Annotated in this window: 25 protein-coding genes; 9 read left to right on the top strand and 16 right to left on the bottom strand. The window is 71.5% G+C overall.

The genetic code is table 11. The features are described from left to right. Positions 1 to 2: 2 nt before the first annotated feature. The 3 genes from ACWEOW_RS18180 to ACWEOW_RS18190 form a co-directional block, all read right to left on the bottom strand. Complete coding sequence (locus tag ACWEOW_RS18180; RefSeq protein WP_452270637.1) at positions 3 to 362, bottom strand: NADH-quinone oxidoreductase subunit A; 360 nt, start codon at positions 360 to 362, stop codon at positions 3 to 5. Positions 363 to 486: 124 nt separating this feature from the next. After that, positions 487 to 1,806, bottom strand: a complete 1,320-nt coding sequence (locus ACWEOW_RS18185; RefSeq protein WP_452270638.1) for a geranylgeranyl reductase family protein — start codon at positions 1,804 to 1,806, stop codon at positions 487 to 489. 192 nt (positions 1,807 to 1,998) lie between these two features. After that, positions 1,999 to 2,691: a demethylmenaquinone methyltransferase gene (locus tag ACWEOW_RS18190; protein ID WP_452270639.1), complete on the bottom strand. Its 693-nt coding sequence runs from the start codon at positions 2,689 to 2,691 to the stop codon at positions 1,999 to 2,001. A gap of 107 nt (positions 2,692 to 2,798) precedes the next feature. Between ACWEOW_RS18190 and ACWEOW_RS18195 the strand changes: the two genes are divergently transcribed. Both ACWEOW_RS18195 and menD read left to right on the top strand, forming a co-directional pair. Continuing rightward, positions 2,799 to 4,094: an isochorismate synthase gene (locus ACWEOW_RS18195; protein WP_452270640.1), complete on the top strand. Its 1,296-nt coding sequence runs from the start codon at positions 2,799 to 2,801 to the stop codon at positions 4,092 to 4,094. Between the two features lie 10 nt (positions 4,095 to 4,104). Further along, on the top strand, positions 4,105 to 5,850 hold the full coding sequence (gene menD / locus ACWEOW_RS18200) for a 2-succinyl-5-enolpyruvyl-6-hydroxy-3-cyclohexene-1-carboxylic-acid synthase (RefSeq protein WP_452270641.1): 1,746 nt from the start codon (positions 4,105 to 4,107) through the stop codon (positions 5,848 to 5,850). Positions 5,851 to 5,860: 10 nt separating this feature from the next. Here the strand turns inward: menD and ACWEOW_RS18205 are convergent, their stop codons facing one another. From ACWEOW_RS18205 to ACWEOW_RS18220, 4 genes are all read right to left on the bottom strand, one after another. After that, on the bottom strand, positions 5,861 to 6,622 hold the full coding sequence (locus ACWEOW_RS18205) for a 3-keto-5-aminohexanoate cleavage protein (RefSeq protein WP_452270642.1): 762 nt from the start codon (positions 6,620 to 6,622) through the stop codon (positions 5,861 to 5,863). Then, positions 6,619 to 7,629, bottom strand: a complete 1,011-nt coding sequence (locus ACWEOW_RS18210; RefSeq protein ID WP_452270643.1) for an o-succinylbenzoate synthase — start codon at positions 7,627 to 7,629, stop codon at positions 6,619 to 6,621. Before ACWEOW_RS18210 ends, ACWEOW_RS18205 begins: the two co-directional genes overlap by 4 nt. A gap of 70 nt (positions 7,630 to 7,699) precedes the next feature. Next, positions 7,700 to 8,047 carry a hypothetical protein gene (locus ACWEOW_RS18215; RefSeq protein WP_452270644.1) on the bottom strand — a complete coding sequence of 116 codons (348 nt, stop codon included), beginning with the start codon at positions 8,045 to 8,047 and terminating at the stop codon, positions 7,700 to 7,702. A 125-nt stretch (positions 8,048 to 8,172) separates the two neighbouring features. Further along, positions 8,173 to 8,652 carry an NUDIX hydrolase gene (locus ACWEOW_RS18220; RefSeq protein WP_452270645.1) on the bottom strand — a complete coding sequence of 160 codons (480 nt, stop codon included), beginning with the start codon at positions 8,650 to 8,652 and terminating at the stop codon, positions 8,173 to 8,175. 33 nt (positions 8,653 to 8,685) lie between these two features. Between ACWEOW_RS18220 and ACWEOW_RS18225 the strand changes: the two genes are divergently transcribed. From ACWEOW_RS18225 to ACWEOW_RS18250, 6 genes are all read left to right on the top strand, one after another. Beyond that, a complete protein-coding gene (locus ACWEOW_RS18225) occupies positions 8,686 to 9,633 on the top strand; it encodes a 1,4-dihydroxy-2-naphthoyl-CoA synthase (RefSeq protein ID WP_452270646.1) in 948 nt (315 codons plus the stop codon). 151 nt (positions 9,634 to 9,784) lie between these two features. After that, positions 9,785 to 11,425 carry an MFS transporter gene (locus tag ACWEOW_RS18230; protein WP_452270647.1) on the top strand — a complete coding sequence of 547 codons (1,641 nt, stop codon included), beginning with the start codon at positions 9,785 to 9,787 and terminating at the stop codon, positions 11,423 to 11,425. Beyond that, positions 11,425 to 12,633 (top strand): o-succinylbenzoate--CoA ligase, encoded by a 1,209-nt coding sequence (menE, locus tag ACWEOW_RS18235; protein ID WP_452270648.1) that lies wholly within the window; start codon positions 11,425 to 11,427, stop codon positions 12,631 to 12,633. The genes ACWEOW_RS18230 and menE overlap by 1 nt, the downstream gene beginning before the upstream one ends. A 30-nt stretch (positions 12,634 to 12,663) precedes the next feature. Beyond that, entirely contained in the window at positions 12,664 to 12,954 is a 291-nt protein-coding gene (locus ACWEOW_RS18240) for a PLD nuclease N-terminal domain-containing protein (protein WP_452270649.1), read from the top strand. 116 nt (positions 12,955 to 13,070) lie between these two features. Beyond that, positions 13,071 to 13,946, top strand: a complete 876-nt coding sequence (locus ACWEOW_RS18245) for a 1,4-dihydroxy-2-naphthoate polyprenyltransferase (RefSeq protein ID WP_452270650.1) — start codon at positions 13,071 to 13,073, stop codon at positions 13,944 to 13,946. A gap of 71 nt (positions 13,947 to 14,017) precedes the next feature. Next, positions 14,018 to 15,235 carry a flavin-containing monooxygenase gene (locus ACWEOW_RS18250; RefSeq protein WP_452270651.1) on the top strand — a complete coding sequence of 406 codons (1,218 nt, stop codon included), beginning with the start codon at positions 14,018 to 14,020 and terminating at the stop codon, positions 15,233 to 15,235. Positions 15,236 to 15,260: 25 nt separating this feature from the next. Here ACWEOW_RS18250 and ACWEOW_RS18255 read toward each other — a convergent pair whose 3' ends face one another. From ACWEOW_RS18255 to ACWEOW_RS18290, 8 genes are all read right to left on the bottom strand, one after another. After that, entirely contained in the window at positions 15,261 to 15,548 is a 288-nt protein-coding gene (locus tag ACWEOW_RS18255) for a DUF4229 domain-containing protein (RefSeq protein ID WP_452270652.1), read from the bottom strand. Position 15,549: 1 nt separating this feature from the next. Next, positions 15,550 to 16,557: a c-type cytochrome biogenesis protein CcsB gene (gene ccsB, locus ACWEOW_RS18260; protein ID WP_452270653.1), complete on the bottom strand. Its 1,008-nt coding sequence runs from the start codon at positions 16,555 to 16,557 to the stop codon at positions 15,550 to 15,552. Next, positions 16,554 to 18,167, bottom strand: coding sequence for a cytochrome c biogenesis protein ResB (gene resB / locus ACWEOW_RS18265; protein WP_452270654.1), 1,614 nt, complete (start codon positions 18,165 to 18,167; stop codon positions 16,554 to 16,556). Before resB ends, ccsB begins: the two co-directional genes overlap by 4 nt. Next, positions 18,167 to 18,910 (bottom strand): cytochrome c biogenesis CcdA family protein, encoded by a 744-nt coding sequence (locus tag ACWEOW_RS18270; protein ID WP_452270655.1) that lies wholly within the window; start codon positions 18,908 to 18,910, stop codon positions 18,167 to 18,169. The genes resB and ACWEOW_RS18270 overlap by 1 nt, the downstream gene beginning before the upstream one ends. Before the next feature lie 8 nt (positions 18,911 to 18,918). Then, positions 18,919 to 19,533: a TlpA family protein disulfide reductase gene (locus tag ACWEOW_RS18275; RefSeq protein WP_452270656.1), complete on the bottom strand. Its 615-nt coding sequence runs from the start codon at positions 19,531 to 19,533 to the stop codon at positions 18,919 to 18,921. Beyond that, positions 19,533 to 20,201, bottom strand: coding sequence for a histidine phosphatase family protein (locus ACWEOW_RS18280; RefSeq protein WP_452270657.1), 669 nt, complete (start codon positions 20,199 to 20,201; stop codon positions 19,533 to 19,535). Before ACWEOW_RS18280 ends, ACWEOW_RS18275 begins: the two co-directional genes overlap by 1 nt. A 125-nt stretch (positions 20,202 to 20,326) precedes the next feature. Then, a complete protein-coding gene (locus ACWEOW_RS18285; RefSeq protein WP_452270658.1) occupies positions 20,327 to 20,908 on the bottom strand; it encodes a hypothetical protein in 582 nt (193 codons plus the stop codon). A 31-nt stretch (positions 20,909 to 20,939) separates the two neighbouring features. After that, on the bottom strand, positions 20,940 to 21,344 hold the full coding sequence (locus tag ACWEOW_RS18290) for a hypothetical protein (protein WP_452270659.1): 405 nt from the start codon (positions 21,342 to 21,344) through the stop codon (positions 20,940 to 20,942). A 128-nt stretch (positions 21,345 to 21,472) separates the two neighbouring features. Here ACWEOW_RS18290 and ACWEOW_RS18295 point away from each other — a divergent pair, with 128 nt between their 5' ends. Continuing rightward, positions 21,473 to 22,090 (top strand): LysE family transporter, encoded by a 618-nt coding sequence (locus ACWEOW_RS18295; protein ID WP_452270660.1) that lies wholly within the window; start codon positions 21,473 to 21,475, stop codon positions 22,088 to 22,090. A 73-nt stretch (positions 22,091 to 22,163) separates the two neighbouring features. Here ACWEOW_RS18295 and hemL read toward each other — a convergent pair whose 3' ends face one another. Next, complete coding sequence (gene hemL, locus ACWEOW_RS18300) at positions 22,164 to 23,501, bottom strand: glutamate-1-semialdehyde 2,1-aminomutase (protein ID WP_452270661.1); 1,338 nt, start codon at positions 23,499 to 23,501, stop codon at positions 22,164 to 22,166. Positions 23,502 to 23,605: the final 104 nt, after the last annotated feature.

The raw sequence follows: 23,605 nt of genomic DNA on the forward strand, positions 1-23,605 counted from the left end.
TTTCAGTCCCACTCGAGCCCGCCGCGCCGCCACACATAGGCGTAGGCGACGAAGACGGTGAGGATGAACAGGACCATCTCGACCAGCGCGAAGAGGCCGAGCTTGTTGAAGGCCACCGCGAACGGATAGAGGAAGACCGACTCGATGTCGAAGATGATGAAGAGCATCGCCGTCAGGTAGTACTTGATCGGCACGCGCCCCCCGCCCGTGGGGTGCGGGCTCGGCTGGATGCCGCACTCGTAGGCCTCGAGCTTGGCGCGGTTGTAGCGCTTCGGGCCGACGACGAGCGAGGTGAAGACCGACAGCGCGGCGAACGCGAAGCCGAGCCCCAGCATGAACAGGATCGGGACGTAGGAGTTCATCCGATGTCACGTGCCTTTCGGTCCGGCGTGTCATGACTTATGCGCGGCGCACCCATCCTAGGGGCGTCGGCGACGATTGTGCTCGGCGTCACAATGCCCGCCAGGCGGCATACGGGAGCGGGTCTCATGCGTTCGGCGCCATCCGGGAGAGGGTGTTGATGATGCGGTCGCTCGCGCCCTTGCCGTCCGGGTCGGCCAGGTTGGCCATGATCTTGAGCAGGAAGCGCATGAGCGTCGTGCGAGGCAGGCCGTACTTGGTCGCGAGGCGCATCACCTCGGGGTTGCCGATCGCGTGGGCGAACCACCGGCCGAGCGTGAAGTAGCCCCCGAGCTCGTCCTTCATCACCTTCGGGTATGCCGCCAGCACCCGCTCGCGCTCCGCGTCGCTCGGGCGCGCGAGCGCCTGCGAGACGAGCTCGGCACCCACCCGCGCCGCCTCGAGGGCGTAGTCGATGCCCTCGCCGTTGAACGGGTTGACCATGCCGCCGGAGTCGCCCACGAGCAGCAGGCCGTCGGCGTAGAGCGGCGACCGGTTGAAGCCCATCGGCAGCGCGGCGCCGCGGATCGGGCCGGCGGACTCGTCGTGCTCGAGCTGCCAGTCGGCGTCGATGTCCTCGACCCACCGGCGCATGACGTCCTTGTAGTCGGTCTTCTGGAAGGCCGAGGTCGTGTCGAGCGTGCCGAGGCCGACGTTGGTGCGGCCGTCCTCGAGCGGGAAGAGCCAGCCGTAGCCGGGCATGAGGATGCGGTTGCCGGAGTCGTCGCGGGTCCACAGCTCGAGGTGCGACTCGAGGTAGTCGTCGCGGCGCGGGGTCGTGTAGTAGGCCCGCACGGCGACGCCCATGACGCGGTCCTCGCGCTTGGTCCGGCCCACGGCGGTGGCCAGCCGCGAGGAGACGCCGTCGCTCGCGATGACGATGGGGGCGCGGTAGGTGACAGCCTCGCCGACGGCTCGCCCGTTGTCGTCAAGGCGCTTGGCGGTGACTCCCGTGACCCGGCCCGCGGCGTCGCGGACGGGGCCCGTGACGCTGGTGCGCTCGTGCAGCACGGCGCCCTTGCGCTCGGCGTGGCGGGCGAGGGTCTCGTCGAGCTGGGCGCGGGTGCGGACCATGCCATAGGACGGGAAGGTGTCGGTCTCGGGCCAGTCCAGCAGGAGGGTGTGGCCGCCGCCCTTGATCCGCAGGCCGCGCGTGCGCTGCCAGCCCGTCGTGTCGACGCCGAGCGAGATGAGCTCCTTGGTCGCGCGCGGGGTCAGGCCGTCGCCACAGATCTTGTCGCGCGGGAAGGCGGACTTCTCCAGCAGCACGACGTCGCGACCGTGGTCGGCGAGGTACGCCGCGGTAGCACTGCCACCCGGACCGGCGCCGACGACGATGACGTCGGCCCGCTCGACCGGTGCCCCGATGCCCGCGGACGGGCTCGGTGCGAGGCTCGAAGTGCTCATCTCTCCCTGGTGCTTCCGAGGTGCTTGTGAAGAACTTCACGAACTATCTGGGGAGTCTATTCCCGTGTTTTCCGGCTTGTCAGATAAGGCATGCCTAACCCGTCGAGTGGCCCCTCCGTCACACCCGGCCACCGGCGCGGGGTGGCCCGCGTGGGGTTCGGTGTGACGGAGGGGCCACTCGACGCTGCGGGGTCAGCGCTTGACGGCGCTGTGCAGCGCGACGATGCCGCCCGAGAGGTTCGTCCAGCGCACCGCGGTCCAGCCCGCCTGCTCGATGGTGCGGGCCAGCTCACCCTGCGGCGGCCAGGCCCGGATCGACTCCGCGAGGTAGACGTAGGACTCCGGGTTCGACGACGTACGTCGTGCGATCGGGGGCAGGGCCCGCATGACGTAGTTCGAGTAGACCGTGCGGAAGACCTTGTTGACGGGCTGGCTGAACTCGCAGACCAGCAGGCGGCCGCCCGGCTTGGTCACGCGGAGGAACTCCTTGAGGGCCTGCTCGGTGTCGGCGACGTTGCGCAGCCCGAAGCTCATCGTCACCACGTCGAAGCTCGCGTCGGCGAAGGGCAGGTGCATCGCGTCGGCTGCCGTGAACGCCATGTCCGGGCGGCGTCGGTGTCCAACGCGGAGCATGCCGAGCGAGAAGTCCGCCGGCACGACCTCGATCTCGCGGTCGGCCCAGGGCTCGCTCGAGGTGCCCGTCCCGGCCGCGATGTCGAGGATCCGCTCCCCCGGCCTGGCATCGACCGCCTTGACCACAGCGCGGCGCCACAGGCGGTCCTGACCCAGCGAGAGCACGTCGTTGGTCACGTCGTACTTGTCGGCAACGGTGTCGAACATCGACGCCACGTCGACCGGCTTCTTGTCCAGCTGGGCTCGGGTCATGAGGTCATCCTCGCAAAGCCACCTGCCGCCGCGCACGGGGCCGTCACCACCCTCGTCGAGCGGGCGTGGTCACGCGTACGGGTGGGGCGGCCGTAGAGTGTCAACCGATGTCAACGCTTCCCGCCCCCGAAGCGCCGTCTCCGTCCGCCGGCCCGACGGTCGTCGTCCGTTCGGTCCCGCTGGCCAGCACGGACCCTCTGCTCTCGTTCCTGCCCGCGGACCAGCGACACGACGAGCTCGTCTCATGGGTCCGCCGTGGCGAGGGAGTCGTGGGCTGGGGAGCCGCGCTGACCTTCGAGGCTCACGGCGCCGGGCGCTTCCGTGATGCCGAGTCGTGGTGGCGCGAGGTCGTGCATCACGCAGTGGTCCGGGACGAGCTCGAGCTGCCGGGCACCGGTCTGGTCTGCTTCGGGTCCTTCCCCTTCGCGGACGACTCCAGCGAGTCCGCGCGCCTCGTCGTGCCCTCGACCATCATCGGCCGACGCGGCGGCAGGACATGGCTGACGACCGTCTCTCTCGACCCGCAGCTGACGTTCATCGAAACACCAAGGGCCGCAAGCGATCCCATGCCTCCGAGGGGGGTCGCCTTCGCCGACGGCGAGATCTCGCCGGCCGCCTACGCTCACGCGGTCGCCGAAGCGGTGACCCGGATCAACGCGGGCGAGCTCGACAAGGTGGTCCTCGCGCGCGACCTCGTCGCGACGGCCGACGACCCCATCGACCCACGCTGGCTGCTTCGTCGTCTCGCCGAGCGCTACGAGAACACCTGGGTCTTCGCGGTGAGCGGACTGGTCGGCGCGACGCCCGAGCTGCTCGTCAGGCGGGACCAGGGCCTCATCACCTCGCGGGTGCTGGCCGGCACGATCCGGCGCACCGGCGACGACGCCAAGGACCTCGCGCTCGCCGCATCGCTCGCGCGCTCGTCGAAGGACCTCGAGGAGCACGAGTATGCCGTCCGCTCCGTCGCGGACGCACTCGCCCCGCACTGCTCGTCGATGAACGTGCCGGAGGCGCCGTTCGTCCTGCACCTGCCCAACGTCATGCACCTCGCGACCGACGTCGCCGCGGTGAGCGCGGACGAGGCGTCCTCCTTGACGCTTGCGGCCTCGCTGCACCCGTCGGCCGCGGTGGGCGGCACGCCGACGGCTCGCGCCGTCGAGGTGATCGGGGAGCTCGAGCGCATGGACCGGGGCAGGTACGCCGGCCCGGTCGGGTGGATGGACGCCCACGGCGACGGCGCCTGGGGAATCGCGCTGCGCAGCGGGGCCCTAGCCCCCGACGACCCGTCACAGATCAGGCTGTATGCCGGGTGCGGCATCGTCGCCGGGTCCGACCCCGAGTCGGAGGTGGCGGAGTCCAACGCCAAGCTCATCCCGATGCGTGACGCCCTCGCGAGTGACTGAACCCGGCGACATGACCTCCGCCCCCACCGCCCCCGCTCTCGCCCTCCGGGTGCTGCAGGAGCTGTGGCTCGGTGGGGTGCGCGACGTCGTGATCGCCCCGGGGTCGCGCTCGGCGCCGCTCGCCCTGTCGCTCGACGCCGCCGACGAGCGCGGCGACCTGCGCCTGCACGTGCGGGTCGACGAGCGGTCCGCGGGGTTCCTCGCTCTCGGGCTCGCCGTCGGGTCGCGGCGGCCGGTGGCCGTGGTGACGACGTCCGGCACGGCCGTCGGCAACCTGCTGCCGGCCGTGATGGAGGCGCACCACTCCGGCCGCCGGCTCGTGGTCGTGAGCGCTGACCGGCCCGACCGGCTGCGGGGCACCGGCGCCAACCAGACCACGCACCAGGCCGGGATCTTCACCACGTTCGCGCCGTGTCACGACCTGACGGCAGCGACGCCTGACGCCGACCTCGAGTCCGCTGTGGCACAGGCGTGCTCGCGGCGAGGGCCCAGCCAGCTCAATGTCCAGCTCGACGGCGACCTGCTCCCTGACGACCCCGACCGCGAGACCTGGTGGCGGCGCCCATCCCCTGCGCGCCGCGACTCCGCGGGGGCAGCAATGGACAGTGGAAACGGGGTCGACCGCTTCTACCGCTCTGTCTCCGCGGCGAACGTCGAGCCGTCCGTCGACGTGTCGGCCGGCGGCGCGGTCCTTCCGCTCGGGCCGCGCACGGTCGTCGTGGCCGGTGACGACGCCGGGCCGGCCGCCCGGCTGCTCGCCGAGTCCGCGAACTGGCCCATGCTCGCCGAGCCGACGAGCGGGGCCCGCATCGGCAGCCAGGCGATCCGCACCGGTCGGCTGCTCCTGACGACGGACCTGCGCGGCGACATCGAGCGCGTCGTCGTGATCGGCCATCCGACGCTGTCCCGGCCCGTGACCAGCCTCATCAGCGACTCCTCGCTCGAGGTGGTCTCGGTGCGCGGCCGCAGCGGTGTCGCGACCGACCCCGGCCGGGTCGCAGCTGTCGTCGACGAGGTCCCGAGGGTCGAGTCCGCTGACGACCCGGCGTGGTTCGCGGAATGGCGGGAGGCCGACGACCGGCTGGGGCGCCTCATCGACGAGGACCTGGACGCGGCCCAGGACGCCGCCGGCGACCTATCGCCGCTCCTCGTCGCCGCCGCCGTCGCCCGTGCCGTGGGCTCCCACACGACCCTCGTCGTCGGGTCGTCGAACCCGGTCCGCGACCTCGACGTGATGGCGGCCCCGTGGCCGCCTCTGGAGCACCGTTTCGTGGTGGGCAACCGGGGTCTCGCCGGCATCGACGGGATGGTGTCGACGGCGGTCGGGATCGCGCTCGGCCGGTCCTCCGCGTCACGCACGATCGCCTTCATGGGCGACGTCACCTTCCTGCATGACACCAACGGCCTGCTCGTCGGTCCCCGCGAGCCCCGGCCGGACCTGACGATCGTCGTGCTCAGCGACGACGGCGGCGCCATCTTCAGCACCCTCGAACAGGGCGACCGCCGCTATGCCAGTGCGTTCGAGCGGGTCTTCGGCACCCCGCACGGCACCGATCTCGAGGCGGTGTGCGCCGCCCACCACACGGCATACGAGCGGGTCGCCGACCTCGCCCGCCTGGAAGCCGCGCTGGCGGAGAGCCCTAGCGGCACAAGGGTTCTGGAGGTTCCGGTGTCACGCAGCGACCGGCGGGACGAGGCCGCACGGCTGCGCGCCCTGGCCCAGCAGGCCGTGCCACGCCACGACGCGAGCCGATAGGGCGGGAGCGTCAGAGCGGGTCCGGCACGGGCCACTGCGAGGGGGTGCCGGGCTCGGACTTCAGCGCGGCTTCGACCAGCTCTGTGTTGTCACGCGCCTCGCGGCCGTCGGGGTGAAACCTCGTGTCCTCCAGGCCGATCCGAACGTCGTAGCCGGCTGCTTGGGCCCACCGCAGCACAGGCCACGCCCACTGCTGCTCGCCGTGGACGAGCACCGGGGCGGGTGACATGCCCAGGGCTGCGAGGATCCGCTCGGCCGCCCAGTGCCCGTCCGAGCCCGGTGTGCGGCCCGGGATGACCTCGACCAGCACGCGCTCGACCTGCCAGGGCCAGTTCGTCGAGACGAACCGGGTCGCGGCCTTCGGCGTCCAGATCCCTGCCTCGACACCGGATCCCTTGTCCCGCAAGGCGGCTGCCACCTCGATCGCGCCGTCCTCGTGCCAGTTCACGCTCGCACAGTCCGGGCCGCCAAGGTCAGGTGACGGCCACTCCGAGATGTGGGCGAGCTTGCGCCTGGTGCTGTCGGCGATGCCGTCGCGAGTGGTGACGCTGACCCGCAGGCCCGGGGTCGCGGCTCGGATCGCCGTGACGGCATCGACGACCTGCCGGGTCTCGAGCGTCTCGCGGCCATGCTCGTCTCGAGGGTGGACGTGCACCATGTAGGCCCCCGCGTCCACAGCCGCGGCTGCCGCGGCAGCGAGCTCAGCGGCAGTGATGGGCACCCGCGGGTGGGTGCCCGGAGCGCGGTCGCCGTTGAGGCAGGCGGTGATCACCGTGCGCTCCGGCCACCGTCGACGAGCGCGAGGCAACGGACCAGCCGAGCGCGCCACCAGGCCTGCCGGTCGGGTGGGACTGCCAGCGCCTCCAGCAACGCCGCGTCGGGCCGTGGACGCGCTGCGGGCGAGAGCGTGCCGGCCACCGGCCTCAAGGCAGGCGCCGCGACGTCACGGTCGAAGAGCCCGACCGTGCCCAGTCCGCAGGCATGGTCGAGCGTCGGCAGCGCCGCCGCGAGGGCCACTCCGGCAGCGATGCCCACGCTGGTGTCGAGGGCCGAGGACACGACCGCCGGCAGCCCGCAGTCGTCCACGATGTCGAGCGCACGAGTCACGCCGCCCAGCGGCGCCGTCTTGACCACGACGATGTCGGCGGCCGCCAGGCGCGCCACGCGCTGCGGGTCGTCGGCCTTTCGGATGGACTCGTCAGCAGCGATCCGCACGCCGATACCGTTGCGCGCCAACGCCTTTCGCAGGTCGGCCAGCTCTTCCACGGTCGCACACGGCTGTTCCGCGTACTCAAGGTCGTATGCCGCGAGCTTGCCCAGCGCGTCCACGGCCGCGGCCGCGTCCCAGGCGCCGTTTGCGTCGACGCGGATCCGCGCGGACGGGCCCATCGCGTCGCGGACGGCCGCGACCCGGTCCAGGTCGTCGGAGAGCGACTGCCCGGCCTCGGCGACCTTGACCTTCGCCGTCGTGCAGCCGTCGAACCGGGCCAGCACGCCGGGCACCTGGTCAGGACCGACCGCGGGGACCGTGGCGTTCACGGGGACCGCGGCGCGAACGGGAGCCGGCCACCCGGCATACGCGGCCTCGATGCCGGAGCCCAGCCAGCGCGAAGCCTCCTCGTCGGGGTACTCGACGAACGGCGCAAACTCCCCCCAGCCGCGCGGGCCTTCGAAGACGACCGCCTCGCGCACCGTGACCCCGCGGAACCGCACTCGCATCGGGAGCGCGACGACGTGCGCGTGCTCGAGCAGCTCTGCGGCGTCGGGCAGCGGGCTCATGAACCCATCATGACCGACGGCCCGCGGCGGGACCGACCGGCCCGCGCGGGCCGGGCATGGATCGGCAGGCTCAGTGGCCGGACGGGAACGCCTCGTGGCGGTCGCGGGACGGGTCCGGCTCGTCCGCGGGCGGGGTGGACGCGGTCGGCTGAGACTGGTCCGGCGTCCCGTGGTCGACGTAGTGGTCGCGGTAGTAGCCATGGTCGCCATAGCGCCCGTACCGGCCGTGGCTGCCCGGGCCGCACGCATACCAGGCCCGACGGCGAGCGCCGCCGACGATCCACACGAAGGGGATGAGCCAGAACAGGCCGTGCCCCGACGCTCCCAGAGCGATCGCGATGAGCGCGATGCCCGCGACGATGAAGATGCGTGGCACGAACACGATGGCCTCCTTGGACGTCTCCGGGGTTCCCGGCACGTCTTCACGCTACGCCGCGGACCTGTCGACACCCGTGCAGGTCTGTCAGCGCTTGCCCCTGACAGATGTCACGGGTCCCAGGGCAGGACGGGCCCAAGAGCCCTCGAGGTGCCGCTGAGGGCCGGTCAGGAGCCAAGCCGCACGTCACGAGGGTTCTCGACGGCGCAGGCGATGCGATCGGTGTGGACCTGCGACATCTGCGGGAGGGCGTCCAGCGGGAACCACCGGGCTTCGGTGGACTCGTCGTCGCCAGGGCGGGGGTCACCGGAGACCCAGCGGCAGCGGAAGGTGTGGTCGACGTACTGCCCCAGGTCACCGTTGGCGTGCCTGATCACGCCGGTCGCGCGCACCCAGACGAGCCGCTCGATCTCCGCGACGACGCTGGCCTCCTCGAGCACCTCGCGGACGGCGGCGAGGTGAGGGTGCTCCCCGGGGTCGACGATGCCGGTGACCGACGTCCACTCGCCGTTGTCGGACCGCTTCACGAGCAGCGCCTCCGGGCCGTGCGGACCGTCGCGCAGCACGACCGCGGTCACTCCCGGCATCCACAACAGCTCCCGGCCGACCATGGTGCGCAGATGGGCCACGTAGGCGGGGATCGGCATGGCCTCGACCCTAGCCCGCGTAGGCTGCGCGCCGTGACGACCCAGCAGGTATCCGAGATCTTCGACCCCGCCGAGTGGACCGCTGTCGACGGCTTCGACTTCACCGACATCACGTACCACCGCCGGCGCGCGGTCGCGGGGCGGCCGCACGCCGAGTCGGGAGTCGTGCGTATCGCGTTCGACCGCCCTGAGGTGCTCAACGCGTTCCGTCCGCACACGGTCGACGAGCTCTACCGGGCGCTGGACCACGCGCGGATGACGCCGGACGTCGGGGTCGTGCTCATCACCGGCAACGGCCCATCCCCCAGGGAAGGCGCTTGGGCGTTCTGTTCCGGGGGTGACCAGCGCATCCGGGGCCGCTCGGGCTACCAGTACGCGAGCGGCGACACCGCCGAGACCGTCGACGACGTCCGCACCAAGGCGCACGGCGGCCGCCTGCACATCCTCGAGGTCCAGCGCCTCATCCGCACCATGCCGAAGGTGGTCGTCGCTGTCGTGCCAGGGTGGGCCGCGGGCGGCGGCCACTCGCTCCATGTCGTCTGCGACCTGACCATCGCCTCGCGCGAGCACGCCCGGTTCAAGCAGACGGACGCCGACGTGGGGTCGTTCGACGCGGGCTACGGCAGCGCCTACCTGGCTCGCATGGTCGGTCAGAAGCGCGCTCGGGAGATTTTCTTCCTCGGCCGCGCGTACTCCGCCGAGGACATGCAGCGGATGGGCGCGGTCAACATCGTCGCCGACCATGCCGACCTCGAGAAGGAGGCGCTGCAGGTCGCGACGGAGATCATGGGCAAGAGCCCGCAGGCCCAGCGCATGCTGAAGTTCGCCTTCAACCTCGTCGACGACGGCCTCATGGGGCAGCAGGTGTTCGCGGGCGAGGCGACGCGTCTGGCGTACATGACCGACGAGGCGATCGAGGGCCGTGACCAGTTCCTCGAGAAGCGCGACCCGGACTGGTCCCCATACCCCTGGTACTACTGACACCGCCGGCCGCGTCCCGTCGGACACATCAAGTCCCCGGGGTGGGCGGCTGCGCCGCACGGCGGTCCGCGGCGGACACCGCTTGATGTGTCGGACAGGACGCGGCCGGGCTGGACACCCGAAGAGCCCAGGGACAAGGCAGGATTGAGGCGTGGACACGCGCGACGACCGCTCCCCAGACGCTGGTCGCCGCGCGCCCCGGCCCAGTCCACCGGGCGACGACGTGCCCGAAGGGGGCCGGCCGGCCGACTACCGGCCCTCGGCCGGGACGACCGCGGCCAACGCCACCCGCTCGATCGGCCGCGGGATCGGCCGCGCCGCAACCGGCACCGCCAGGCTGACAGCCCGCTCGGGGAGGTATGCCGCAGCCAAGGCCCACGCGTACACCCATTCGGGCGGCGCCGGCGAGAGTGGCCTGGCCCGCGTGACCGAGCTGCACGCGACGAACACCGTCGGCGACACGGTCATGGCCCTGGCCCTCGCGGGCACGCTCTTCTTCAACCCGCAGACGGCGCAGGCCCGCAGCCAGGTCGCGATGTTCCTGCTGCTGACGATGGTCCCGTTCGCGCTCGTCGCGCCTCTCATCGGACCCCTGCTCGACCGCTTCTCGCACGGCCGCCGCTGGGCGATCGGCACGACGATGGCGGTCCGGGCATTCCTCTGCTGGGTCCTCGCCGAGGCCATCGGCAACCACAGCGGCTGGGTCTTTCCGGCCGCGCTCGGATGCCTGGTCGCCTCGCGCGCGTACACGATCTCCCGAGCGGCCGCCGTCCCGCGGGTGGTTCCCGCCGGCACGACTCTCGTGCGGGCGAACTCCCGGAACTCGATGGCCGGTGTCGTCGGCGCGGTCATCGGCGGCGCGCTGGGCGGCCTGGCCATGCTCGCCGGCCCCGAGTGGGCGCTACGGGTCGCCTTCGTCGCGTTCGTGGTCGGCACCGTCCAGGCCATCCGCCTCCCCGAGCAGGTCGACTCATCGGTTGGGGAGCTGCATCCGGAGGACACGACGCCGATCCCGGTCCCTCCCCCACGAGCGGCCGCAGGCGCCGCGACCGGTGCGCCGGCCAGCTCGCTACGCGGCACCCAACGACGGTGGACCGACGGCCCGGCCCGACGGCATACCGGCCCCGGGCGGCACGGCTCAGAAGACGAGGCGATCACGATCGACTCGCTGGGAGTCATCGGCCGCTTCAGGAGGCGCAAGCAGGCGATCCCGTGGCCGGTCAAGCACGCCCTGTGGTCGACCGGCGGCACCCGGGTCCTCACCGGGTTCATCATCACGTTCATGGCGTTCCTGGCCCGTGAGCACCCGCTCGACGGCATGCGCGCCGAGCTCGTCCTGGGTCTCGTTGCGGCGGCCATCGGCGTCGGCAACGGCCTCGGCAGCCTCGTCGGCAACATCGTCAAGGACGACCGCCCCGAGCGGATCGCGATGCTCTCGGTGCTCGCCGCCACGCTCTGCTGCGTGGCGACGGCCATCTGGTACGGCATCGTCACGCTCGTCCTGCTGGGCCTGGTGCTCGGTCTGTCGTCCCAGCTGGCCAAGCTCTGCTTCGATGCACTCGTGCAGCGCGAGGTCCCCGAGAACGTCCGCACGTCCGTCTTCGCGTGGTCCGAGACGATGCTGCAGATCCTCTGGGTCGCCGGCGGCGCACTCGGGATCATGCTGCCGCTCAACCCGTACCTCGGCTTCTCGGTCTGCGCGGCCGCCCTCGTCTGGACGGTGCTCATGGCCGCCCGGCAGCGCCGCGTCGCCGGCCCTCCGTCCACGAGCCCACGGGTGAGGCGCGCCTGATGACGACACCCTCCCCACGCCCGCTGGCGGTGCCGGCCGGGCCGGACGTCCTCCACGTGCTGCCCGAGCTCGAGGCCGCACTCGCCGGGTCGTCGCCGGTGCTGCCGTATGCCGCTGGGGGGCCTCCCCCGGTCGTGGCACCCCACGACTCCGGCGAGCTGCCCGAACGGCTCGCCGTCGTTGTCGGCACGTCGGGGTCCACCGGCCGGCCCAAGCAGGCGATGCTCATCGCGGACGCACTCGAGCGGTCCGCCTGGGCGACCCACCATGTGCTCGGGGGCAGCGGGGCGTGGCTGCTGGCGATGCCCGCCCACCACATCGCCGGCCTGCAGGTCCTGCTGCGCTCGATCGCCGCCGGCACGACCCCTGGCGTCGTCGACCTGGCAGGCGGTTTCACGGCGACCGGTTTCGCCCGCGCCGCGCGGACCCTCACGACCACCCCGTCCGCGCGGCGCCGGTACACCGCGCTCGTGCCGACCCAGCTCGCACGCCTGCTCGACGACGCCGATGGGCTGGCCGCGCTGCGGTCGTTCGACGGGGTGCTCGTCGGCGGCGCCTCGACGCCCGCCTCGATGGTCGAGCGGGCCCGCCGGCTGGACGTGGCACTGACCCTGACCTACGGCATGAGCGAGACCGCCGGCGGCTGCGTCTACGACGGCACCCCGCTGGCCGTGAGCCGGGTCCACATCGACAACGACCGGCACGTCGTGCTCGGCGGCGACACCGTCGCCCACGGCTACTTGGCCGCGCCGGAGCTCACCGCGGACGCCTTCGTCACCGACCCGGATGGGGTCAGGTGGTTCCGCACCGACGACCTCGGACACTTCGACGACGACGGCCTGCTCGTCATCGACGGCCGCGCCGACGACGTCATCAACACCGGCGGCCTCAAGATCACGCCGGGCGTCGTCGAGGACGCCATCTCCCGGCACCTGCACGACGTCGTCGACGTCGTCGTCCTCGGCCTGCCCGACCCCGAGTGGGGCGAAGTGGTCTGCGCGGCGGTCACCCTCGTCGACCCGACGGGGCTCCTCACCGCGCGCGACCTGCGGTCCCGGCTGCGCGGCATACTGCCCGACGCCGCCCTGCCCCGGCAGGTCCTCGTCCTGCCCGCGATCCCCCAGCGCGGCCCCGGCAAACCCGACCGGGCCGCGATCCGTACTGCGTTTCAGGAGCAGGCGTCTCACGGTGGCAAGATGGGGGTGTAGCTCACCCCCGCCCCCGATTGGAGAACCGCCGTGCTGCGCGTCGTGCTCGTCGCTCTGGTGGTCTTCGCGACGATCTACGCCCTGGTGGACTGCGTGCAGACCGACCGGCGGCTCGTGCGGATCATGCCCAAGGCGGTGTGGCTCATCGCCGTGCTCGTCCCGATCGCCGGGCCGGTCTTCTGGCTCCTCGCCGGCCGCGCCGACGCGCGCGGCGGCCGGGCGCAACGCGGTCCACGCGGTCCACGGGGGCCACGCGGGCCGAGCCGGCCGCCCGGTCCGATGGGCCCCGACGACGACCCGGACTTCCTCCGCAAGCTCTGAGCGCGGCCCCCGCCGAGCACGGTCGCGGCCCTCTCGCCCGCGCGCGACGCCCACCGCTCGCACCGACCTCCGACCCGCCCGTTCCTGCACCCGGACCCGAAGGACCCACGACACCCATGGCCACGCTGTCCCAGTGGATCGAGGGCGCCCGGCCCCGCACGCTGCCCGCCGCCGTCTCGCCGATCGTCGTCGGGACGGGTGCGGCCTACCAGACGGGCCACGTCGTGTGGGCGTATGCCGTTCTCGCCCTCGTCGTGGCCCTGGCCCTCCAGGTGGGGGTGAACTACGCGAACGACTACTCGGACGGCATCCGCGGCACCGACGAGGTCCGGGTCGGGCCGGTCCGCCTCGTGGGCCAGCGCCTCGCCCACCCGCGCTCCGTCAAGCTGGCGGCGTTCGCCTGCTTCGGCTTCGCCGGACTCGTCGGCCTCGCCCTCGTCGCCCTCTCCGGCCTCTGGGTCATGCTGCTCATCGGCGCCGCCGCCATCGTCGCCGCGTGGTACTACACCGGCGGCAAGCACCCGTACGGCTACCTCGGCCTCGGTGAGCTGTTCGTCTTCGTCTTCTTCGGCCTCGTCGCGACGGTCGGCACCATGGCGACGATGACCCCGCCCACGGCCGCCTGCTGGTGGGGCGCCGTCGGCGTGGGCTCTCTCGCGTCGGCGATCCTCGTCGCGAACAACCTGCGCGACATCCCGACGGACCGCGAGCACGGCAAGCGCACTCTCGCAGTCCGCATGGGGGACAAGGGAACTCGCTCCTTCTACGTCGTGCTCGTGGCCGTGTCTTTCGCCATGACCGTCCTCGCCTCCTCGACGTCGAGATGGGCGTTGCTCGCCCTGCTCGCCTCCCCGCTGCTCATCGCGCCGATGCGCGCGGTGGTCGGTGGTGCGACCGGGCGCGGCCTCATCCCGGCCCTCGCCGGCACGGGCCGGTTCCAGCTCGCCTGGTCGGTGCTGCTCGGCGTCGGCCTCGCCCTCGGCCACTCCTGACCCTTCTCGCAAACGGGTGACAGAAGCGCCCCGCAGTGCCACCGTGGTCGGGAGCGAACGCGGGGTGGGGCATGGCAGAAGACATCGACGTCGTCGTCGTCGGCGCCGGTCAGGCGGGGCTGGCGACCAGCCACGAGCTGGCCGCCCGAGGGGTCGAGCATGTCGTCCTCGAGGCGGAGACCCCGGGATCGTCGTGGCGGCACCGCTGGGACAGCTTCACCGTCGTCGGCCCCAACCACCTCATCCAGCTGCCCGGGGCGGCGTACGACGGGGACGACCCCGACGGGTTCATGTCGCGCGAGCAGATCGCGGGCCACCTGGAGGCGTATGCCGGCCGGATCCCCGCGCCGGTCCGCATGGGTCGTGCCGTTCGCCGGCTCAGCACCCGAGACGGTCACGGCTACCGGCTCGACACCGACGACGGGGTCATCCACAGCCGGGTCGTCGTCGTGGCCACCGGGGCCTACCAGCGCCCGCACCTCCCGCCGGCGGCCGCGACGCTCCCGCCCGGACTGCCGCGCCTGGATGTGACGGAGTACCGCAACCCCGCTGACCTGCCCGAAGGCGCGGTGCTGGTCGTCGGCAGCGGCCAGAGCGCCTGCCAGATCGCGGAAGAGCTGACGCTCGCAGGCCGCGATGTCGTCATGGCCTGCGGCCGCGCGCCCTGGTTCCCCCGCCGTCCCGGCGGGCGTGACATGTTCGACTGGCTCCTCGACGGCCACTTCTTCGACCAGCCTCCGGAGAAGCTGCCGACGCCTGCGGCGCGGTTCGGGGCGAACCCACAGGTGACGGGCGCCGCCGGCGGCCACGACCTCAACTACCGGACGTTGCACTCCCTCGGCGTCCGGCTCGGGGGCCATCTTGCGGGCGCCGACGACGGGACGGTGCGGCTCGCTCCGGACTTCGCCGAGTCCCTGGCAGCCGGCGACGCGGCATACGCGATGCTGCGCGAGCTCGTGTTCGGGGTCGCCGACTCCACCGGCATCGAGCGGCCCGACCTGCCGGACCCGGCGCCCCTCGAGCCCGAGCCCGTCGAGCGCGTCGCCGCGCGAGAGCTCGGTGCCGTTGTCGTCGCGGCCGGCTTCCGCTCGCGCTACACGGAGTGGGTGGACATCGCGGGCGTCGTCGACGACCTGGGCTTCCCCGTGCACGTCAACGGCGAGAGCGTCGTGGCCCCGGACCTGCACTTCGTCGGCGTGCACTTCCTGCGGAAGCGGCGCTCCTCGCTGCTCTTCGGGGTCGGTGAGGACGCGTCAGCGACCGCCGAGCTCGTCGCCGGCCGGCTCTGACCCTCGGGCCGCAGGCGGGAGCGCCTCAGGCCTGCGAGCCGTTGCGGCCCTCGACCTCCGCGTCCTCTGCGGCCTCGTCGCTGTCCTCGTCGACGACGTGCTCCTGCTTGGCCCGCACGCGAGCCTCGTGGCGCTCGACCAGGCCGGCCGTGATCTCGTCGCGCATGCCCCGAAGCAACACATAGGAGAGCGCGGCGGAGGCGAGTGCGGCCGCGCCGAGCAGCAGCACGGGGTTGTTGCGGAGCCCGACCAGCCAGAACAGGACCAGGAAGCCGAAGAAGATCAGAAGGCGGAGCAGGGTGTAACGGACCACGTCAGTTCATTCCGGAGTAGTTGTGCATTCCCACGAAGGTCGACACGAGGTTGACGAGCGTGAAGTTGATGATGACGCAGACGTATCCGGCCAGGGCGATATACATCGACCGACGGTGGTCGACGCCCGCAGTGGCGCGCCCGTGCATGTAGGCGGCGTAGACGACCCAGATGACGAAGGTCCAGACCTCCTTGGGGTCCCACTGCCAGTACGCACCCCAGGCCTGCTTGGCCCAGATGGCGCCCGCGATGAGGGTGAACGTCCAGAGGACGAAGGCCACCATGTTGAGGCTGTATGCCGTGCGCTCGAGCGAGGCGGACGACGGCAGCGACTCGATGAAGCTCGGCTTGGCCGGCGGCTTCTCCTCGCGCCGCAGCCGCACCAGATAGAGCGCGCCGACGGCGAAGGCGAGAGTGAAGAAGGCGACTGCGAGGAACGCGACCGATACGTGGATGCCGAGCCAGTACGACTTCAGCGCCGGCATCAACTCGCCGGCCTCGGTGTAGAGCACAGCGAGCGAGAGCCCGAGCACGAGCAGGATCGGTGTCACGATGAAGACGCCGAGCCACTGCCAGTTGTTGCGCTTGGCCAGCAGGCAGTACGCCGTCCCGACCGCCGCCGCGGCCGCCGTCGCGAACTCGAACATGTTGCCCCACGGGGGTCGCTCCACCGCCAGGCCCCGCATGATGACCGACGCGTCGAGCAGCGCCGTCGCGAGGTAGGTCAGCATTAGCGCGATGTTGCCCCGCTGGCGGCTCTGGAGGCTCTCCTCGTAGCCCGGCCCCGCGGCATACAGTCCCGACGGCCGACTCGGTGGAGCGCCGTCCGCCGACCCGGCGGCCACGCTCGCGGCCGCACCGCCGACGAGCACCTCCTCGCGCTCGGCGACGCGGGACGCGGCGACCTTCGGGGCGCGCGCCGCGAGATGCCACGTGAAGGCGAGCATGGCGAGCGTGTAGACGATCATCGAGGAGTACAGCGCGGCGTTCGCGTTGGCGGCGAGGTTCACAGGCGGTCGTTCCGTTCTGCAGAGCGGTCGTGCACGGCAGTGCCGATCGAGGCGACGATGGCGGCGAGCCCGGGGTCGGAGTCCTTCGACAGGCCACCGATGGTCACCACCGTAGCCGGTCGGCCGTCGGGGTCCACAGCGCCGTCAACAGGCTCGACCCGCACGAACACGCGGCGCCGCTTGATGGTCAGGCCGAGGATGAGCCCGAGCGTGGCGAGAATCGCGCTGACCAGGCTCACCAGAGCGCCGGGGTCGGTGCGGACCGACAGCCCGGCATACCGCTTGACCTCGTCGAACGTGATCGAGCCCCGCCCGCCGGGCAGGTCGTACTTCTGGCCGGGCTTGAGGCGGATCAGCACGGGCGACCCGTCCGCCTTGGTCACCTGCTTCATCTCCTCGGTGTTGAGGGTGTAGACCGACTGCGGCGCCCCGCCCGGGAAGAGGTTGCCCTCCCACACCGACAGAGCGAGCTCGGGGTTCTGCGCGTCGGGGAACATCGAGGTCGGACCGTTGGCGAAGGTCGGCTCCGCGGTGGGCAGGAAGAACCCGGTGAAGCCGAGCTGCTTGGGCGAGGCCGAGGGCACCTTGACGACCCCCACCGAGCGGTAGTTGGCGTCCTGCGGCAGGAACGGGGTCGCCTCGCGGTAGAGCACCGCGCCCGTGGCGTCCCGGACCGTGATGACGGGCGTGTAGCCGTTGCCCAGCAGGAAGATGTCGGCGCCGTCGACGCTGATCGGGTGGTTGACCGACACGGTCTCCTTCGTGGCCGGCGCCCCCGGCTCGCGCTGGAGCGTCGTGAGGGCGTCGAACTGCCTCGGGGTGCCGAACGACCGGCCAGGCGTCTCGTTGAACTGCACATCGAGCTTGTCGAGTGACAGCACGAAGGGCGGGAGGTGCTCGGAGTCGACCCACGGGCCGGGCGCGATGGTGTTGTAGGTCCCGGCCGAGGAGGCGAACTTGTCGCCCTCGGCGAGGATGATGTCCCCCCGCCAGCCGAAGAGGTGGCCCACGGCCATGCCGACGATGATGCCGGTCAGCGCAAGGTGGAAGACGAGGTTGCCGGTCTCGCGGAGATAACCCGACTCCGCCGAGACACTCGTCGCGTCGTGCGAGTGCAGCCGGAACCGCTTGCGGCGCAAGACTTCTCGCGCAGCGGCAAGCGCCTCGTCGGGTGCGAGCCAGGTGGTCACCTCCGCGTGCTCGGCGAGCCGGTGCAGTCGGGCCGGGGCGCGCGGCGGCCGGGCTCGCAGCGCCGCGATGTGCACCTTCGTGCGCGGCACGATGCAGCCCACGAGCGAGACGAAGAGCAGCAGGTAGACGGCTGAGAACCAGACCGAGGAGTAGACGTCGAAGAACCCGAGCCGGTCGAGCCACAGCGAGGTCTGGGGATGCTGTGCGATGTAGTCGGCGACGCGGCCGGCGTCGATGTTGCGCTGCGGGAAGATCGAGCCGGGCACCGCCGCGATCGCGAGGAGCAGCAGCAGGAACAGCGCCGTGCGCATGCTCGTCAGTTGGCGCCACCCCCACCGGAGCATTCCCACCGGCCCGAGCTGGGGCAGCTCGGGCTCGGGTCGCGGTGCCGCCTGCAACACCTGGGTGTCGGTCGCCATCAGATCGCCACCCGGAACGTCGAGACGAAGGTCGTCTGCATCCAGACGATGACCTGCTCCCAGAGGCCGGTGACCATGAGTACGCCGACGCCGAGCAGGATGAAGCCGCCCACGAGCTGGATCGGACGCCGGTGACGCCGCAGCCAGGCGCTGGCGCGGCCGGCCCGCTCGTAGACGGCGGCCATCGCCAGGAAGGGCAGCCCGAGCCCGAGGCAGTAGCAGGCCGCAAGGAGCAGACCGCGGTTGACGGTGCCCGACTCGGCCGACAGCGGCACCGCCATCGCGAGGATCGCGCCGAGCGTCGGACCCATGCACGGCGCCCAGCCGAGCCCGAAGACCGCGCCGAGGAGCGGTGCCCCCGCCAGGCCCGCACGCGGGCGCCAGCTCAGCTGGGCGGCATACGAGCTGCCGAGCCCGAGGAACATCAGCGCGGCCACGATGACGACCACGCCGCCGATGCGCAGCAGCGCTGCCTGGTGCTCGCGCAGTGCCACCCCGAGCGACGACAGCGTCGCCGCGCCGAGCAGGAAGACGACCGAGAAGCCGAGGACGAACAGCAGCGCGCCGAGAACCAGCCGGCTCCGGGAGCGCTCCTGCAGGGACACGTCGGACAGGCCGGTGACGTACCCGAGGAAGCCCGGCACCAGCGGCAGCACGCACGGCGATGCGAACGACACGAAGCCGGCCGCGAGCGCGACGACCGCGGCGACGACGATCGACCCGGTGGCCAGCGGGGTGTCCACGACCGACCTCAGGCCTTCTCGGCGAGCACGTCGTCGACGAGCGCGAGCAGGGTCGTCGTGCTGACCGGCCCGGAGACCCGCGCGGCGATCCGGCCCTCGTGGTCCAGCACGAGCGTGGTTGGGGTGGCTGACGCCTTGCCCTGCAGGGCGAGAATCGGCACCCCGCCGTCGTAGGCCAGGGATGGGTAGGTCACCTTGTTCGCCTTGAGGAAGGCCAGGCCCGTCTCGGGGCCCTCGAGCTTGTCGAGGCCGACGAACTCGACCTTCTTGCCCTTGCTCTGCACCGTGTCCCAGGCCTTCTGCAGCGCCGGGGTCTCCTCGATGCAGGGCGGGCACCAGGAGCCCCAGACGTTGACGACGAGGACCGAGCCGGCCCGGTCTGCGATCCGCCACGGCTCGCCCTCGAGCGTGGTGCCCTCCAGGACGACCGGGTCGCCACGCTCCTGCGTCGGCAGCTGCTCGATCGAGCCGTCGCCCGCGACGTAGCCCTTGCGGTCGCCGGACCGGGCCTGGTCGGCCACGGAGTTGGGGTCAGAAGCGCACGCGGTCGTGAGGGTGACGAGCCCGCCGGCAACGGCGATGGCACCCCACCGCAGCGCGGTGCGTCGGTCGAACTGCTCCATCAGGCGCCCACACTCTTGCTCGCACGCGCGAGCAGGGCGGCGGCCGGCTCGGAGTACGTGATCGAGGAGAGCTCGGCGCCCTCGTAGGTCAGGGAGGTCAGCGACGCGAGCGTGCACTCCCGCTTGCGCGGGTCGTGCCACAGGCGCCGCCCCATGAGCTTGTTGCGGACCGTCCAGACGGGCAGCTGGTGGCTGACGATGACGGCCTCGTGGCCGTATGCCGCCTCGCGGGCGTCGTCGATCGCCGCGAGCATGCGGATGGCGATGTCCTCGTACGGCTCGCCCCAGGACGGCTTGGTGATATTGCCGAACTGGTGCCAGTTGCGGGGGTGGAGCAGGTCCTTGGTGCTCACGGTGCGGCCCTCGAAGTGGTTGGCCGCCTCGATGACCCGCTCGTCGGTGTGGATCGGCAGACCATGGCGCTCGGCGACCGGGGCCGCCGTCTCCTGGGCTCGCTCGAGTGGCGAGGCGACCACATGGGTGATGTCGTTGGCCTCGAGATGGACAGCGACAACGTCGGCCATCTCCCGACCCAGGTCGGACAAGTGGTAGCCGTCGAGACGGCCGTAGAGCACGCCACCGGGGTTGTGGACCTCGCCGTGGCGCATGAGGTGCACGACGGTCACGGCGTCGTCGGAGGCGGCCGCGCCGGTCGTGCTCTCAGTCATGCGCCACAGTGTCTCAAACGCGCGGCCAACAGCCGAATCCGCACCCTTTGGCCGGGCGCTGTGTGCAGTACTCGTCGTGCTGGCGACAAGAGCTGCACACAGCGCATCGACAGGAGCGCGGCAGCTCAGCGAGTCCGCTGTGACCGCTCCGCCAGCCGCGCCGACAGTTCCTTGAGCGTGAAGACCGGCCTGGATCGAGCTCCGCCGCTCTCCAGCAGTGACGTGAGCCTCCCGTCCTTGTCGAGCCGATAGACGAAGAGCGGCTCGACGATGCTGCCGGTGTCTGGGGTGGTCTTCATCTCGCCCGCAATGACCAGCAGTGGACTCTTCGCCACGGCGTCCCGGTTGGGTGCGAGCTCCTCGCTGGCGGTCACGTGCAGGGCGCCCGTGTCGCCTCCAGCGAAGAGGGTGTTCAGTGTCTGCCCGGCTTTCGCATGGCCGTAGATGGAACGCACCACTGTCGCCGACGCCGGCGTGACGACCGCGGGGAAGCCGTTCGCGACCCGGGAGAGCTTGACAGCCTTCTGGTACGTCACATTGCGAACCATGACGACAATGTCCAGGTCGCGCCAGTTCGCCAATGCCTCGAGGGACCTGTCGATCGGATAGCCGTGCACCTCGTGCGTTTCCGCCGGGGATGCCCCTGATGTGGTCGAGGACGGGCTGTGGGAGGCGCATCCCGCGGCCAGAGCCGCGACGAGCACCACAGCCGTTGTCACGCGGAGGTTCATCACGCTGTCACTTCCTCACGGCCGCGCCGGCCTTATCGTCCGAGTTGGTATACCAACGCTTCACCCATGCCGGATTCATCGCCGCACCCACCTCTGCCGAGGTCATCGAGCCGCAGGCGCTCGGGTGATTGAGATAGATCTCGTGGCCGAGTTCGTGGACCATGACCGTGCCGACATCGGCCTGCTTCGTCGACTGGTTCACGCTGCCGTCGCGGAACGAATTGAGAGATTGGTCGAGGCCCAGGCGAGCGTGGGACTTGCGCAGTACGCGTGCGCCCCCGAGGGCGGGGTAGCGGCACTCGCCATGGCCGCAGCCGCTCCCACCGACACGATCCTCGTGATGCGTTTCATGCAACCCCTTCCTCGGTTCGGAGAGGACGCTTCCGATCTCCGACGACGTCGGGCCGCCCACATCGGTCGGCCCCTCTACGTGGAGACGGGTGACCAGCGCCGGTATGTCGCAAAGGCCGTGAAACGGGTGCCCGCCGTGCGATGAGACGGGACGCGGCGGCAGACGGGGGCGGACCTACACTGCGGCCTGTGTCGCTCTCGCTCTGGCTGACCCTGGTCGCGGCCGGGGCACTCATCTCGTTCACGCCTGGTGCGGGCGCCATCAACACGATGGCCAACTCCCTGGGCTCCGGGTGGACCCGGTCGATCTGGGGGATCCTCGGGCAGCAGCTCGCCCTCATCGTCCACATCGCCATCGTCGCCGCGGGCGTCGGCGTCCTCGTGGCGCGTTCCCCGTTGCTGTTCAACGTGATCCGGTATGCCGGGGCGGCCTATCTCGTGTACCTCGGCGTCCGCCAGTTCCGAGCCCGGGCAGCCGCGGCGGCGGTCGGCAGCACCCACCGTGAGCCGGCCTGGTCGATGTTCCGGCGGGGGCTGCTGGTCAACCTGACGAACCCGAAGGCGGTCATCTTCTTCCTCGCCTTCATGCCACAGTTCATCCGCCCCGAGCAGCCGCTGCTGGTTCAGTACCTCGTGCTGGGGGCGACAGTCGTGGCCATCGACGTAGTCGTCATGTGGTTCTTCTTCGCGGGGGCGGCCCGAGGCCTCGGCCGCCTGACCCAGCGCGAGTCAGGGCAGCGCACCGTGAACCGTGTCTTCGGCGGCCTGTTCGTCGGCGTCGGCGTGCTGCTCGGCGCGGTCCACTGACGCTGCCCCGACAGGGTCGTGGATGGTTGTCGTCGTCATCGCGACGTCAACCATCCACAACCGACGCCTGCGGTCAGTCCGGCGTCGCGGCTGCCCGGGCTGCGGTCGGAAGCGCCGCGACGACCTGCTCGACCGCGGCATCGTCGTGCGCCGCTGACACGAACCACGCCTCGAAAGCGCTGGGAGGCAGGTGCACGCCCTGGCTCAGCATGGCGTGGAAGAACCGCCGGAACGCATCCGTGTCCTGGTCCTTCGCGTCGTCGTAGTCGGCCACAGCACCCTCGCGGAAGAAGACGGAGAACATCGAGCCCGCCCACTGGATCGTGTGCGGCACGGACGCGGCGCTGAGCTCGGCCGCCACGGCGTCCGCGATGGCGTGGGACACGACGTCAAGCCGCTGGTAGACCTCCGGGGTGCAGCCCTGGAGCGTCGCGAGACCGGCCGCCGACGCGACGGGGTTCCCCGAGAGGGTGCCCGCCTGGTAGACCGGCCCCTGCGGCGCGAGCAGCGCCATGATGTCGGCACGCCCGCCGAACGCCGCGTTCGGGAAGCCGCCGCCCATGACCTTGCCGAACGTGAACAGGTCGGGCGCCCCTGCGGCATAAGGCCCCTCGAGCCCATAGAAGCCCGATGCGCTGCAACGGAAGCCGGTCATCACCTCGTCGGAGATGAGCAGCGCTGCATGCTCCTTCGTCAGCCGCCGCAGACCCTCGGTGAAGCCCGGCGCCGGGGGCACGACGCCCATGTTGCCCGGCGCTGCCTCCGTGATGACGGCCGCGATCTCGTCGCCCCGCTCCGCGAAGGCCGCCTCGACCGCCGCGAGGTCGTTGTAGGGCAGGACGATCGTCTCGCCCGCGCTCGAGCGCGGGACTCCCGCTGAGTCAGGCAGCGCGAAGGTGGCCACTCCCGAGCCGGCCGAGGCGAGCAGGGCGTCGACGTGCCCGTGGTAGCAGCCCGCGAACTTCACGATGACGTCGCGGCCGGTGAAGCCCCGGGCGAGCCGGATCGCCGACATCGTGGCCTCGGTGCCGGAGTTGACCAGGCGGACCTGGTCGACCGGGTCGACGCGGGCGACGATCTCCTCGGCGAGCCGGACTTCGTTCTCCGACGGCGTGCCAAACGAGAAACCTTGCGCCGCAGCGTGGGTCACCGCTGCCAGCACGTCAGGATGCGCGTGCCCGAGGATCATCGGCCCCCACGAGCAGATGAGGTCGACATACCGCTTGCCATCGGCGTCGGTGAGCCACGGACCCGCCCCGCTGACCATGAAACGGGGCGTGCCGCCCACGGCGCGGAAGGCGCGCACCGGGGAGTTCACTCCACCCGGGATGACCGCGCTGGCACGAGCGAGGAGCGCGGCGGACGCAGGAGCATCGGTGGTCGTCTGGACGGTCGCGGGGTTGGAGCTCATGGCGCCCATTGTCGCAACGAGGCTCGAGGACGTATGCCGCCGGGTCGCCTCCCATCGCCCAGCACCCGTGTGCCCACTCGACCTGGTCCGACAGGCCGGGCGTG

This window comes from Monashia sp. NPDC004114 (genome assembly GCF_053603855.1).

Coding starts and splice junctions, on each gene's coding strand:
- ACWEOW_RS18275 (WP_452270656.1), bottom strand. CDS start 19,533: ATGGAGCAGTTCGACCGACGCACCGCGCTGCGGTGGGGTGCCATCGCC.
- hemL (WP_452270661.1), bottom strand. CDS start 23,501: ATGAGCTCCAACCCCGCGACCGTCCAGACGACCACCGATGCTCCTGCG.
- ACWEOW_RS18180 (WP_452270637.1), bottom strand. CDS start 362: ATGAACTCCTACGTCCCGATCCTGTTCATGCTGGGGCTCGGCTTCGCG.
- menE (WP_452270648.1), top strand. CDS start 11,425: ATGACGACACCCTCCCCACGCCCGCTGGCGGTGCCGGCCGGGCCGGAC.
- ACWEOW_RS18195 (WP_452270640.1), top strand. CDS start 2,799: ATGTCAACGCTTCCCGCCCCCGAAGCGCCGTCTCCGTCCGCCGGCCCG.
- ACWEOW_RS18210 (WP_452270643.1), bottom strand. CDS start 7,629: ATGAGCCCGCTGCCCGACGCCGCAGAGCTGCTCGAGCACGCGCACGTC.
- ACWEOW_RS18245 (WP_452270650.1), top strand. CDS start 13,071: ATGGCCACGCTGTCCCAGTGGATCGAGGGCGCCCGGCCCCGCACGCTG.
- ACWEOW_RS18220 (WP_452270645.1), bottom strand. CDS start 8,652: ATGCCGATCCCCGCCTACGTGGCCCATCTGCGCACCATGGTCGGCCGG.
- ACWEOW_RS18185 (WP_452270638.1), bottom strand. CDS start 1,806: ATGAGCACTTCGAGCCTCGCACCGAGCCCGTCCGCGGGCATCGGGGCA.
- ACWEOW_RS18250 (WP_452270651.1), top strand. CDS start 14,018: ATGGCAGAAGACATCGACGTCGTCGTCGTCGGCGCCGGTCAGGCGGGG.
- ACWEOW_RS18280 (WP_452270657.1), bottom strand. CDS start 20,201: ATGACTGAGAGCACGACCGGCGCGGCCGCCTCCGACGACGCCGTGACC.
- resB (WP_452270654.1), bottom strand. CDS start 18,167: ATGGCGACCGACACCCAGGTGTTGCAGGCGGCACCGCGACCCGAGCCC.
- menD (WP_452270641.1), top strand. CDS start 4,105: ATGACCTCCGCCCCCACCGCCCCCGCTCTCGCCCTCCGGGTGCTGCAG.
- ACWEOW_RS18190 (WP_452270639.1), bottom strand. CDS start 2,691: ATGACCCGAGCCCAGCTGGACAAGAAGCCGGTCGACGTGGCGTCGATG.